The following is a 13448-nucleotide window of genomic DNA, read 5'->3' as shown; positions in this document are numbered from 1 at the left end:
AAAAGAAAAGCCGAAACATATGTTTCGGCTTTTTAATTTTATACTATTTAAGCATTAAGAATAATGACTATTACCAGAATAAAAAGTACTGACAAAATATAATTATAAACACTGTTATTTAAATCTTTAAACTTAATTTTTCCTAGATAAAACAACCATCTTATAGTTTGACCTGAAAATCTAAGAACAAAATCGATAATTATGTCTAAAGAAAAATCCAAGAAACAATTATTTCAACTTAGTAATTAGTACCTCTAAATTTACTTTATCCTGTTCCCCTGAAATCATATTTTTTAAAGTGAACTGATTATTTTTAAGTTCCTCCTCTCCTACTAAAACAACAAATGGTATGTTACGCTTATTAGCATAATTCATTTGCTTTTTCATTTTAGCACTATCAGGATACAACTCGGCATTTATATTATTTTCTCTTAAAGCTTTAATTGCTTTTAAGCTAAATAAGGATTCTTTATCACCAAAGTTAATAAACAATACTTCTGTAGATTTTGTAATAGTTTCTGGAAACAAACCTAATTCTTCTAAAACTAAATAAATACGATCTAATCCAAAACTAATGCCTACTCCACTTACATTTTTAAGACCAAATATTCCTGTTAAATCATCGTAACGACCTCCTCCACCAATAGATCCCATTGCTACACCTTCTGGTGCAGATACCTCAAAGATAGCTCCTGTGTAATAATTTAAACCTCTAGCTAAGGTTACATCTAACTGTAATTTAGCAGATTTTAAACCTAATGCAGTTATAGCCTCATTAATAAAACTTAACTCTTCTATTCCTTTTTGACCTTCTTCAGAGGTACTTAAAATAGATTTTAAACTCTCTATTTGCGACCCAAAATCACCTTTTAAAGTAAACAAAGGTTGAAGCTTAGCTATACCGTCTTCAGAAATACCTTTACCAAGCATTTCTTCTTTTACCTTATCCTCTCCTATTTTATCTAATTTATCTAAAGCAACGGTAAAATCGATTAACTTATCACTTGCTCCAATAACCTCAGCAATACCAGATAATATTTTACGATTGTTAATTTTAATTGTAGCACCTTCTAGCTTTAAAGCTGTAAAAACGTTGTCATACAACTGTACAAACTCTACTTCTTGCCATAAACTATCACTACCAACCACATCTGCATCACATTGATAAAACTCTCTAAAACGTCCTTTTTGTGGTCTATCAGCACGCCAAACAGGTTGCATTTGATAACGTTTAAACGGAAATTCTATTTCGTTTTGGTGTTGCACTACGTATCTAGCAAATGGCACTGTTAAGTCGTAACGTAATGCTTTTTCTGAGATTTTTGGTGTTATTTTTCCTGAATCCTTTAAAGCATATAATGGCTCGTCTACTTTTGATAAAAAGTCACCAGAATTCAAAATTTTAAAAATCAAACGATCACCTTCTTCTCCATATTTACCCATTAAGGTATCAGAATTTTCAAAACTTGGCGTCTCTATTGGCTGAAATCCAAAACGTTGAAATTGTGATTTTATGGTACTAAATATATAGTTACGTTTTGCAACTTCTTCTGGATTAAAATCTCTTGTTCCTTTTGGTATACTTGGTTTTTGTGCCATATATATTCCTTTTATTAAAAGGGTTTTATTTGTGTTACTTTAAACGTATTCTGTACTTATACAGAATAACAAAAATAGTGGTTTTAATTTATTTTTTAAACTACTGTTTTCAGGACTTGTTTAGTTAATTAACTTGTTCATGTACTCATACAATTCTCCTTTTGTAATAGCACTTCCTGATTGAATAAGCTTAAATTTATCTAAGTTTTTATCCTCAGAATAGTCTTTTTTACCTTGTGTAAAGGTTACTGTTTCGTCCATTAAATTTTCGCGCAACCAGTTAAAACCATCTGGTGTAGTTACATCTATTGGACCATCTATTTTGATACCTATGACGTGCATATGGTCGTCATTAAAAGTAAATAAATGTAAGTTGTGTGCAGATATTTGCTCCACATACTTTACTTGGTTTAAGACACCTTCCCAAACTAAATCACTAAAAACATCTAGCTCCTGTTCTGCTACTTCTGGTTTATCCTTTTTTAAGGTTTCCCACTCGTCTGCTGTAATGGTCTGTGTTGCTAAAAAGTTTATAAACTCTTTATGTAATTCTTCAAATTGTTCTTTTGTAAGTCTAGAATACTTCATTTTTTCTATTTCTTAATATTTAACGCTTTAGCGACCTCAAAAGGTCTGTCTGTTGCAAAAACATCTATTCCTTTGTCTTTCCATATGGTATATGGTACTTCTCCTTTAGCTTGAGCTTGTTTGTCTAAGTTACCTAAAGTTCCTAAAATAGTTTTAATACCATGAGATTGTACTGTTTTATAAAAGTCATTTGGTGATAACTTAGTACCTGTAAAGGCTAACATATTTTGAGTTGGTATGCTTGAATGTAATAACCAATCTAATTCTTTTTGATTTCTGGCAGAAACAGATAGTAATAAATTAGGTGCTAATTTATGTGCTTCTGTTGCTTGCTCCATATCATAAGTTATAATTATTGATACATCTTCTGCTTCTACTTGCTTTACTAATGCTACAATAGCATCAAAAGACACGCTTTTTTTCTTGTCTAAAGTTAACACAACATTGTTTTGTTTAGCCCATATTAAAACGTCTTTTAAAGCTGGAATTTTAAAAGTAGTCTCATTACCGTAATCATCTTGTAGATTAAAAGCCTGAAGCTCTTCAAATGTATATTTATTTAATCTATCTGTTCCAGTTGTTGTACGCTCTAATGTATTATCATGCATTAATACTAATACGTTGTCTCTAGTTTGTGCGACATCAATTTCATAAATAGCAGGTATACTATCATTAATATACTTTAAGGTTTCTAAACAGTTTTCTGGATAATATTTTAACCCTTTACCTCCTCTATGCACACTAATAATAACATCTTGGTCTGGTGTATATTTAAAAGCGTTAATTAAAGCCGAAGGTTTTGATGTTGGCGTTGTTACTGCTGTTTCATTTACAACCGTTACCTCTTGCTTATTATTCTTGCACGATATAAAGCTAATTACAATTAGTAAAAAATATAGTGGCTTAATGGCTTGATTTCCGCGAAAGCGATTTAATAATTTCATTGAGTATTATTTTTTGTATTTTTTAGTGTAAAAAAAATGCGCTCCTATAAAGGAGCGCAAATTTAAAAAATATCTGTGACGTATGGACTAGAAAATGTATCTAACTCCAAATTGTGCTTGCCATCTTGATAAAAGACTTGTATCGTATGAAAAAGTTTCGGTTACACCTGTAAATGTATAGGTTGGTACTCCAGATGCATCTACATCTACACCAACTGGTTGTACAGATGTTGGTTGTTGTACTACTCCCCAATCACTATTTAATAAGTTACCTAAGTTTAAAATATCAACGCTAAATTGGATTGTATTATAATTATCACCACCAACGTTAAATTTATAGTCTTGTAATAATTTTAAATCCCATCGTCCTCTCCATGGTGCTAATGCTCCGTAACGCTCTACATAATCTCCACGACGATCACTTAAATAATCATCTTGTTGGATAAATGCTTCAAAAGCTTCTGCTTGTCCTGCTCCAGAAAATTGCATTTGCTGCAACTCTGAAGAAGTTGGAACATATAATAAATCATTTAAGTTAGACCCATCTCCATTTAAATCTCCACCATAGGTGTAGTTAAAACGTCCACCTTGTGCATATTCAAAAAATGTAGAGATTGTAGTAGCCCATTTGTCTTTACCATAAGTAAACTTTTTACTTGCTACACCAATAAAACGGTGTGTGTCTCCATATTTAGAGTAAGACAACACGTCGTTATTAGCATTACCAACTACTGGGTTAAATGCAAAAGCATCTCCAGTGATTTCTGCCTCGATTGAGTTAACGTCTTTTGAATTTAAATAGTTGTATGCTATAGTTGTATACAATCCATTATCAAATGTTTTTTGCGCTTTTGCTGTAAAATTCCAAACGCGTCCTTTATCTGAGTTTGTAAACACGTAAGCATTATTAATAATGTCTCCTGAGGTATAAATTGGTCTTGTATCTCCTGGAGCATTTAATGTTCCTGACGGATTACGAAGTCCCCAATTTTGAACATGCGCTCCATTAATATCTTTTGTGTAAGAGATATCTCCTGTTGCTATAATACCGTTTTCAAATCTGTAATCTGTACCAATATTTGTTCTCCATACTTGTGGAAATTTAAAATCAGGATCTACTACTTGGTAAAAGAATACTTCTGGATTAGTAATTTGGTTACCTAACCATACAAATGGTAAACGACCTGTAAATAATCCTGTTCCACCACGTACTTGAAAGCTGTTATCTCCTTTTACATCGTAATTAAAACCAACTCTTGGAGAAATTAATACTTTATTTGAAGGCATTTTAGTGTTATCTAAAAACACACCTTCTCCTGTATTTGGATTGATATACTCAATACCTGGAGAATAACAACATGCTCTGTCAATAACCTCTTGTGCTTTAGTAGAAGAATCAAAAAATAATGGTTTGTCAAATCTTACACCATAGGTTAATTTAAAGTTTTCTGTAACATTCCATTCATCTTGTAAATAAAATGCTAATTGTCCAACATTAGTTTCTGCTAGAGCAAATCCTCCTGCAACACCTTCTCCGTTTGCTTGTAAACTTGCATCTGCAGCAGCTGCTTCGTTAAATAAATTTTGTAATTGACCAGAATCCACAAAGTTTTGGAAATCATCCATTGTTGTGGTTGGGAAGAAAACACCTTGTGCACCATAAGCACCTAAATTAAAAGAGTTATCAAATTGAAATTTTTCATATGAAAAACCAACAGTATATGTATGATCACCTTCTACATAATTTAAATTATTAGAAAATTGAAACACCTTTTGGTCTAATCTATTATTAATTGAAAATGGCTCATGACCAGCAATTATATAGTTTGATCCACCATCTGTAATTGTAATCGTTGGTGCTGGCGAAGATAATGCGTCTCTAAAGTCATCAAAATGCGTATAACCCATTTGAAATTTATTAGTCACATTTCCTGATAAAGTAGAGTTTAACTCAACTTGTACTGACTGTATATTGTTATTAATCTCATAACCCGTATTTTCAAATTGTAGTGTATTAGTATTAGGACCTCTAAATCCTAATGCAGATGGATGGGCTGGCTTTTCTTTAGAGGCATTTAAAAAATTATAAATTACCGCTAAACGGTTATTATCATTAATATTCCAATCTAATTTAAATAACCCTTTAGTAGAGTTTGAGTCGTAATTAAATCCTTCAAATCTTCCTGGATCATATCCTAAATCCAATAATGCATTTTGTACAGTTAATAAGTCTTCTAATTCTACTCGACTTTCATTAATTGCACCTGTACCTCTATTTGGAGCAAATCCGTTTGTTCCTAAATCTGAACGCTCATCTTTTTCAAAGTTTGCAAAAAAGAATAATTTATTTTTAATTACTGGACCACCAATACTAATTCCGTATTGATTTTGCTCTAAATCTGATTGAAACACGTCTTCTCCTCTTATTTTACCACCAGTCATGTCTTCATTTCTTGTAAAACCATAAACTGTACCATGAAACTCATTAGTTCCACTTTTTGTTACTGCATTTACTGCAGCACCTGTAAATCCAGATAATGTCACATCGTAAGGCGCTAATGATACTTGTATTTGATCGATAGCATCTAAAGATATTGGTTGCGAGTCGGTTTGACCTCCAGGAGTTGCTGCATCTAATCCAAACGGATTATTAAATACTGCTCCATCCAGTGTAAAGTTGTTAAACTGGTCGTTTCTACCTCCAAAAGAGTTTCCTGATGATGAAGGCTCTAGCCTTGTAAAATCTGAAGCTGATCTAGAAATTGTTGGTAACGTAGTTAATTCACGTCGTCCAACACTTGTTTCTGCTCCTGTTCTATCACTTCCAAACGTTCCGGAAGACGATCCTGTAATTACGACCTCATCTAGCGATACTTCACTAGAACTCATAACCGCATCTAAATTTGTTGTTTTACCTAATGTTAAATATACATCAGAAAAAATTTGATCTTTAAAACCAACATAGGTTATAGATACTTTGTATGGTCCTCCAACCCTAAGGTTAAGTAAATTGTAACGACCATCCAAATTTGTAATTGCACCATACTTTGTTCCTGTTGGCTCATGGATAGCAACAACATTAGCTCCAAATAATGGCATATTAGCATCTTCTGTAATAAGTCCCTTAATATTAGCTGTGGTAACTTGCGCAAAACTTAATACTGTAAATAGCAATAAAGCTATAGTTAAATTTAGTTTTTTCATTGTGTTGTGTGTTTGTTAGACATTATGCGTGCATAATATTTAACAAAAATATAACAAAAAAAGCCACTCTAAATAGAGTGGCTTTAATATTATGATATAATTTATTAACGTATTGTTAACAAATCTAAGTTATGCTTGCGCTACAACTTCAAATTCTAAATCAACATTTACAGCTCTGTGTAAACGTACTGCTGCGTTATATTTACCTAAACGCTTAACTGTAGTTACAGAAATGTATTTTTTATCGATGTCTTGACCTTCTTTAGCTAATGCTTCAGCAACGTCAATGTTGTTTACAGATCCAAATAATTTGTCTCCTTGACCAACTTTAGCAGCGATTTTGATTTCTAAAGCTTTAATTGCTTCAGCCACTTTATTAGCTTCTTCAACTTCTTTAGACTCTTTGTAAGCACGTTGCTTTAAAGTTTCTTCTAATACTTTTTTAGCAGATTTTGTTGCTAAAACAGCATGACCTGTAGGGATTAAAAAGTTTCTACCATAACCGTTCTTAACCGTTACAACATCGTCTTTAAATCCTAAATTCTCAACGTCTTGTTTTAATATAAGTTCCATTGTTATGATATTTTTATTTTAATAAATCTGCTACGTATGGCATTAAAGCTAAGTGACGTGCTCTTTTTACAGCTACAGACACTTTTCTTTGATACTTTAATGACGTACCTGTTAAACGTCTTGGTAAAATTTTACCTTGAGCGTTAACAAATCCTAATAACCAATCTGCATCTTTGTAATCTACATACTTGATACCAGACTTTTTGAAACGACAATACTTTTTGTTTTTGTTAGTTTCAATATTTAAAGGAGTAAGATATCTAATTTCTCCTTCTTTTTTTCCTTTTGATTGTTGTTCTATACTTGACATAATTACGCTTTTTGTTTAAGTTTAACTCTTCTACGTTCCGCCCATGACACTGCATGTTTGTCCATAGTTACAGTTAAGTAACGCATAAAACGCTCATCACGTCTAAACTCTACTTCTAAAGGATTGATTACTTCTCCTTCTACTTGGTACTCAAATAAGTGATAAAATCCACTTTTTTTGTTTTGTATTGGGTAAGCTAACTTTTTAAGTCCCCAATCTTCTTTTGATACCATCTTTGCTCCTCTAGATACAAGAAATTCTTCGTATTTCTGTACTGTTTCCTTTATCTGTGTTTCAGATAAAACGGGATTTAAGATGAAAACAGTTTCATAATGATTCATAAAAATCTAATTTATTTGTGTTAAAAATGAGTGCAAAAATACTTCTTTTTATTTAATCCCACAAATAGTTTTTAATCTAAATTTAAACTTAATTTACAGCCAATTAAAAGTCTTAACTAAATGTTAAAAGTTACATTTTAGCGATGTTTTTTGGTTTTAATCCCTTTTTTTTGTACTATTGTCGATAACTTAACCTATAAAGAACATATACTATGATATTAAATTGTGTAGTAGTTGATGATTCAGCGATACAAAGACTTTCTATTGTAAAATTAATAGAGAATAATAATCATCTAAATTTAATTGCTGAATATAGCAGTGCTTTAGAGACTAAAAACGGTTTAAATACCCACAAAGTTGATCTTATCTTTTTAGATATTGAGATGCCTGTTTTAAATGGTTTTGAATTACTGGACGTACTTAACAATAAACCCCAAATTGTTTTTGTTACAGGTAAAACAGAATACGCTTTTAAGGCATTTAATTATGATGCGACTGATTATTTACAAAAACCTATTACTAGAGAACGTTTTAGTCAAGCTGTAGATAAAGCTGTAGAGCATCATAAATTAAAGTTAGATTATAACCAAGAAGAAGGAGAACATATCTTTGTTAAGAGTAATCTTAAAAAGCGTAAAGTTTATATTAGAGATATTAAATGGATTGAAGCACTTGGTGACTATGTAAAACTAGTTACTGAGGATACAAGCTTAGTGGTATTATCTACAATGAAAGCTTTTGAAAGCGAATTACCTGACGGTAAGTTTTTAAGAATCCATAAGTCTTACATTGTAAACCTTGACAAGGTTGATCGCTTTAACAGTAAAAATGTTGAAGTTGGTGCTTATGAAATCCCGTTAAGTAGAAATAAAAAAACACAATTAGTAGATGCTTTAAACAGTATCTAATCACAAAATAAAATGCCCTAAAAAAAACCTGCTTTTAAAAGCAGGTTTTTTTTATACCTAGTAGTTAATTAAACTTAATAGTTATCGACGTTAATAACAACTCTAACACCTTTAAAATTACCAATAGCCTCAAAACTAGTATGTACTTTTTTGATAGCTTCTTTAGTTTTACCTAAGGGCTGACCTTGCGGAATCTTTATTAAAATGTTTTTATGGTATTGGTTTCTTATTCTTGATATTGGCGGAAACTCTGGTCCTAAAACATTATGCTTAAACAACTGTGTTAATGCTTTTGCTAGCCAATCTCCTGACAAATCTACCTTATTATAATCCCTATGCTTAATCGTAATTTTAATTAATCTGTAAAATGGTGGGTATTTATAGTTATAACGTTCTTCCAGTTGCTCCTTATACATTCCAATATAATCATTGGTAGATACTTGTTGCAAAATTTTATGGTAAGGATTATACGTCTGGATTAATACTTTTCCTTGTTTTTGGGTACGTCCTGCTCTACCAGAAACTTGTAACATTAATTGAAAACTCCTTTCATGCGCTCTAAAATCCGGAAAGTTTAACATATTGTCAGCATTCATAATTCCTACCAACTTTACGTTTCTAAAATCAAGTCCTTTAGTTAACATTTGTGTACCAACTAAAACGTCAATTTCTTGCTGCTCAAACGCTGTAATAATTTTTTCGTAACCAAACTTACCTCTTGTAGTATCCAAATCCATACGACCTACTTTAAGATCTGGAAACAGCACTTTGACTTCGGTTTCTATTTGCTCTGTACCAAAACCTTTAGTATCTAAACCTGGTGTACCACACGCCATACATTTTAGCTGCATAGCACTATTATAACCACAATAATGGCAACGTAATTGTTTGCGGTATTGATGATACGTTAAACTAACATCACAGTTAGGGCATTGTGGCGAATGTCCACACGTATTACACTCTACAATTGGAGAATATCCTCTTCTATTTTGAAACAATATAATCTGATGTCCATCTGCAATAGCTTCAGTCATTTCTTCTATTAATCTATCAGAAAAATGACCTTTCATTTTTTTCCGTTTCTGCTTATCTTTAATATCTACAAGCTCGATATCAGGCAATTGCACATTATTGTATCGTCGATTTATTTCGACTAAACCGTATTTTTTTTCTTGTGCATTGTGATAGCTTTCAATACTTGGAGTTGCACTTCCTAGTAGTGTTTTTGCTTTAAATATTGAAGCTAAAACTACAGCGACATCTCTGGCATGATAACGTGGTGCTGGATCAAACTGCTTAAAGGAAGACTCATGCTCCTCATCGACGATAATTAAACCCAAATCGTTAAATGGTAAAAAAATGGACGATCGTGCTCCTAAAATTATTTTCGCTTTCGCGGAATTATTTAGCACCTGGTTATAAACCTCGACACGCTCATGAGCAGAATACTTGCTATGAAACACTGCAACTTGCTCTCCAAAGTAATTTTGAAGTCGTGTTACTAATTGAGTTGTTAATGCTATTTCTGGCAATAAATACAACACCTGTTGTCCTTTACTTATAACCGCTTCTATTAGTTTTACATATACTTCTGTTTTACCGGAAGATGTTATACCATGTAATAACACAACATTTTGTATTTGAAAACTGGTCTGAATTTCTTGCAATGCTTCAGTTTGATACTGATTTAATGCTTTTGAATCCTCTGTATCTTCACCATCATAAACGACGCGATCTGTTTGGATATGGTAATCCTCCAGAATATTTTTATCTATTAAAGCCTTTACGGTTGCAGATGACGCTTGACTTTCTGTAATCAAATCTGTTACTTTAACAGGTTTTTTGGTCTTTGCCGAAATAGAAAATAATGTAAGCACAACGTCACGTTGCTTTTTGGCTCGATTACTTAACGTTTCTAATAATTGATTTAAAGCGTCTTGAGAGCTGTATGCTTCTGTTAGCTTAACATACCTAACATATTTTGGTTTGTACTTATCGTAGATTTCTTCATTTAAAATAATGGCTTCTTTTTCTACTAATCGCTTAACAACAGGTAGCACATTTTTTTTATCCAAAATATTAGAAATATCCTGAATTTTAAGCGACGATTGATGCTGCAATGCTTCGTAAATCAAATACTCGTCGTCTTTTAAATCGTTCTCATTTAAATCTAAAGCATTGTTTTTACTTATTATAGTTTCGCTTTCAAGCAAAAAAGCATTTGGTAAAGCTGCGCGCATTACTTCGCCTTCTGTAGACATATAATATTTAGCAATCCAATGCCACAATTGTAATTGTGTTTGGGTTACAATGGGTTGTTCATCTAAAATTTGATGAATCTCTTTAGCCTCATATATAACAGGTGCTGTTTGATGTATTGCAGCGACAATACCTGTGTAAATTTTTGTTTTCCCAAAAGGGATAGACACACGCATACCAATAGTTAAAAACTCGCTTTCTGCTTGCGTGATACTATATGTAAAACGTTTTTCTAATGGTATTGGCAGTATGACATCTATAAAATGCAATGGTTAGGCTGTTGTGTTTAATTAATATATTATTGTATTCTTTCCCAATATTGTGTCGAGTAGAAAAAACCAATATAGCCTCTAACCTGAAGTTTTCCTTCATCTGTTACGATTAGTCTTAAATCGTACTCTTTACCATTTTGCGGATCTACGATAGTTCCGTTTTTAAAGTATTTACCATCTTTGGTCATACTTTTAATAATATCTAAACCTAAAATTGGCTTATTATAATCGTCACCTTTACACTTTACGCAAGGTAAGTCACGTCGATCTTTATTAAAAATCTCGATAATTTTACCAAAGACCTTTCCGTCTTTTTTGTAAATCTGAACAATAGACTTAGCCTCTCCAGTTTCGTCATCAATGGTTTTCCATTTACCTAAAATATCTTGTGCGTTTACTGAAAAACCAAAGATTAATACTATTACAATAATGATACTCTTTTTCATAATTAAAAACTTTTACGTAGTTGTTTTAAAGACATGTTTAACTCAAAACCCAATAACAAAATATTAGCATTAAGCCATAAATAAAATAATAAAATTAATAGTGCTCCAATTGATCCATATAACTCATTATACTGAGCAAAATTTTCAATATAAACACCAAATAAAAAGGAGGTTACTAAAATTAAAATGGTGGTAAATAATGCACCAATCGAGAAAAATTTAGACGACTTCCCTTCTGCTGTACCAAAATAGTACAACACTGCTGTTGCTATGTATACCATGACGACAAAAAATCCGTATTGTGCCAAAGTACTCCATATACTAACTTGCCTTTTGGCAATATAACCATGATTGGTTAAATTATCTATTACATAGATATTAAAATAACCTAAAACAGCAACGGTTATAATTAGTAAAAATGACAAAATTAACGCAATGCCTAATGCGTAAAAATACTGTTTAAACACATTGCGTGTTAATTGATCGTGATACGAGTTTTCAAACCCAGAAAACAAAGCATTAATACCATTAGCCATTAAAAAAATGGATAATAAAAATACGGATGATAATAATCCTCCATTTTGATTTCCGCCAATATTGTTAAATATATTATCCGAGAAAAAATCTGATGTGGTTGGCGGTAAAATAGACTCTAAAAACACCAAAAAATCTGTTTGAAAATCTTCTATTGGAATATAAGGAATAACAATAATTACAAATAACAAAAACGGAAATAACGCCATAAAAAAGCTATAAGCAATTGCACTTGCTCGTGCTGTTAAGGCTCCTCTAGCGATACCAATTATGTACAACTCTATTAAATCGTATAATGACAAACCCTCTAGTCCAGGCAGTTTAAACCTACCTAATAGCTTAACCAAAAGGTTAACCACAGGGATTTTACTAAGCTTTTCTTCTATTGCTTGAGACATTATTTAGATAAAATTATTGTACTGTTACAGGAAGTATTAATCAACTGCTTTTAAGCTTAAATCCATGTTATAAACCGAGTGCGTTAATGCACCAGAAGAGATAAAATCTACACCACATAAGGCATATTCTCTAATCGTTTTTTCATTAATACCACCAGAACTTTCTGTTAAACATTGATCACCAATTAATTTAACTGCTGTTTTAGTGTCTTCGTAATTAAAATTGTCTATCAAGATTCTGTAAACGCCATCCGATTTTAAAATCTCTTTAATTTCGTCTAAATCTCTAGCTTCTACAATTATCTTTAAATCACGATTGGTTTCTTTTAAATATTGCTTTGTTTTATCAATAGCTTTTGTAATGCCTCCTGCAAAATCTATATGATTATCCTTTAACATAATCATGTCATAAAGTGCAAATCTATGGTTTTCTCCTCCTCCAATTTTTACAGCCCATTTTTCAATAGCTCTAATACCTGGAGTAGTTTTACGTGTGTCTAAAACTTTAGTACCTGTGCCTTCTAACAAATCTACAAATTGTCTTGTTTTTGTTGCAATAGCACTCATACGTTGCATAGCATTTAATACTAAGCGTTCTGCCTTTAATATAGATTGTGATGCACCTGTAACATAAAATACAATATCACCATATTTCACTCTGCTTCCATCCTCAATCAAAGTCTCTACAACTAGGTTTGGATCTACATATTTAAATACTTGTTTAGCAAACTGGACACCAGCAATAATACCATCGTCTTTAACTAACAATTTTGCTTTACCTTCTGCAGTAGCAGGAATACAAGATAATGAGCTATGATCACCATCGCCAACATCTTCTCTAATCGCGTTGGTAATGATTAAATCTATTTCTTTATCAAATTGGGCTTGACTTATCATGTGTTTCTTATTTGATGTAAAAATAACAAATGCTTGTTGAATAATTATTTAAGAAACATTATTTTTGAAAATAAATCTATCACTATTGACCTTTAACAACTTACAAAACTAAGTTAGTAAGCCTCAAACCTAAATAATACAATTATGTTTAATCGTTCTACTTTTTTACTGCTAT

General features: G+C 31.8%; 12 protein-coding genes. 1 reads left to right on the top strand and 11 read right to left on the bottom strand.

The window, feature by feature from the left end:
- Positions 1–228 precede the first annotated feature (228 nt).
- From hisS to rpsF, 7 genes are all read right to left on the bottom strand, one after another.
- Positions 229–1599: a histidine--tRNA ligase gene (gene hisS, locus B2989_RS07415; RefSeq protein ID WP_292946667.1), complete on the bottom strand. Its 1371-nt coding sequence runs from the start codon at positions 1597–1599 to the stop codon at positions 229–231.
- A gap of 120 nt (positions 1600–1719) precedes the next feature.
- A complete protein-coding gene (locus B2989_RS07410; protein ID WP_292946664.1) occupies positions 1720–2187 on the bottom strand; it encodes a DUF6495 family protein in 468 nt (155 codons plus the stop codon).
- A gap of 5 nt (positions 2188–2192) precedes the next feature.
- Positions 2193–3131 (bottom strand): glycerophosphodiester phosphodiesterase family protein, encoded by a 939-nt coding sequence (locus tag B2989_RS07405; RefSeq protein WP_292946661.1) that lies wholly within the window; start codon positions 3129–3131, stop codon positions 2193–2195.
- A gap of 87 nt (positions 3132–3218) precedes the next feature.
- Positions 3219–6335, bottom strand: coding sequence for a TonB-dependent receptor (locus B2989_RS07400; protein ID WP_292946658.1), 3117 nt, complete (start codon positions 6333–6335; stop codon positions 3219–3221).
- Between the two features lie 129 nt (positions 6336–6464).
- Positions 6465–6908 (bottom strand): 50S ribosomal protein L9, encoded by a 444-nt coding sequence (gene rplI / locus B2989_RS07395; RefSeq protein WP_145002098.1) that lies wholly within the window; start codon positions 6906–6908, stop codon positions 6465–6467.
- Between the two features lie 13 nt (positions 6909–6921).
- Positions 6922–7218, bottom strand: a complete 297-nt coding sequence (gene rpsR / locus B2989_RS07390) for a 30S ribosomal protein S18 (RefSeq protein ID WP_028281796.1) — start codon at positions 7216–7218, stop codon at positions 6922–6924.
- Positions 7219–7220: 2 nt separating this feature from the next.
- Positions 7221–7559, bottom strand: a complete 339-nt coding sequence (gene rpsF, locus B2989_RS07385; RefSeq protein WP_145002099.1) for a 30S ribosomal protein S6 — start codon at positions 7557–7559, stop codon at positions 7221–7223.
- A 212-nt stretch (positions 7560–7771) separates the two neighbouring features.
- Between rpsF and B2989_RS07380 the strand changes: the two genes are divergently transcribed.
- On the top strand, positions 7772–8467 hold the full coding sequence (locus B2989_RS07380) for a LytR/AlgR family response regulator transcription factor (protein ID WP_145002100.1): 696 nt from the start codon (positions 7772–7774) through the stop codon (positions 8465–8467).
- Between the two features lie 74 nt (positions 8468–8541).
- Here B2989_RS07380 and priA read toward each other — a convergent pair whose 3' ends face one another.
- The 4 genes from priA to nadC are packed head-to-tail and all read right to left on the bottom strand — an operon-like array spanning position 8542 to position 13273.
- On the bottom strand, positions 8542–10995 hold the full coding sequence (gene priA, locus B2989_RS07375) for a replication restart helicase PriA (protein WP_292946651.1): 2454 nt from the start codon (positions 10993–10995) through the stop codon (positions 8542–8544).
- A 29-nt stretch (positions 10996–11024) separates the two neighbouring features.
- Complete coding sequence (locus B2989_RS07370) at positions 11025–11444, bottom strand: DUF2147 domain-containing protein (RefSeq protein WP_292946648.1); 420 nt, start codon at positions 11442–11444, stop codon at positions 11025–11027.
- A 2-nt stretch (positions 11445–11446) separates the two neighbouring features.
- Complete coding sequence (locus B2989_RS07365; protein WP_145002103.1) at positions 11447–12376, bottom strand: YihY/virulence factor BrkB family protein; 930 nt, start codon at positions 12374–12376, stop codon at positions 11447–11449.
- Positions 12377–12412: 36 nt separating this feature from the next.
- The gene (gene nadC, locus B2989_RS07360; protein WP_292946643.1) at positions 12413–13273 is read right to left on the bottom strand and encodes a carboxylating nicotinate-nucleotide diphosphorylase; all 861 of its coding nucleotides are present in this window, start codon (positions 13271–13273) and stop codon (positions 12413–12415) included.
- Between the last annotated feature and the right edge of the window lie 175 nt (positions 13274–13448).

It is taken from the genome of Olleya sp. UBA1516 (assembly GCF_002323495.1).
Taxonomy (GTDB): Bacteria; Bacteroidota; Bacteroidia; order Flavobacteriales; family Flavobacteriaceae; genus Olleya.
Note: the sequence above shows the minus strand (reverse complement) of the source record. Positions and strands in the feature narration are given on the sequence as shown.

Bases quoted from the DNA above. Each gene is read 5' to 3' on its own strand.
- rpsR (WP_028281796.1), bottom strand. From the start codon at position 7,218: ATGTCAAGTATAGAACAACAATCAAAAGGAAAAAAAGAAGGAGAAATT.
- nadC (WP_292946643.1), bottom strand. From the start codon at position 13,273: ATGATAAGTCAAGCCCAATTTGATAAAGAAATAGATTTAATCATTACC.
- hisS (WP_292946667.1), bottom strand. From the start codon at position 1,599: ATGGCACAAAAACCAAGTATACCAAAAGGAACAAGAGATTTTAATCCA.
- B2989_RS07380 (WP_145002100.1), top strand. From the start codon at position 7,772: ATGATATTAAATTGTGTAGTAGTTGATGATTCAGCGATACAAAGACTT.
- B2989_RS07400 (WP_292946658.1), bottom strand. From the start codon at position 6,335: ATGAAAAAACTAAATTTAACTATAGCTTTATTGCTATTTACAGTATTA.
- rpsF (WP_145002099.1), bottom strand. From the start codon at position 7,559: ATGAATCATTATGAAACTGTTTTCATCTTAAATCCCGTTTTATCTGAA.
- B2989_RS07405 (WP_292946661.1), bottom strand. From the start codon at position 3,131: ATGAAATTATTAAATCGCTTTCGCGGAAATCAAGCCATTAAGCCACTA.
- B2989_RS07365 (WP_145002103.1), bottom strand. From the start codon at position 12,376: ATGTCTCAAGCAATAGAAGAAAAGCTTAGTAAAATCCCTGTGGTTAAC.
- B2989_RS07370 (WP_292946648.1), bottom strand. From the start codon at position 11,444: ATGAAAAAGAGTATCATTATTGTAATAGTATTAATCTTTGGTTTTTCA.
- rplI (WP_145002098.1), bottom strand. From the start codon at position 6,908: ATGGAACTTATATTAAAACAAGACGTTGAGAATTTAGGATTTAAAGAC.
- B2989_RS07410 (WP_292946664.1), bottom strand. From the start codon at position 2,187: ATGAAGTATTCTAGACTTACAAAAGAACAATTTGAAGAATTACATAAA.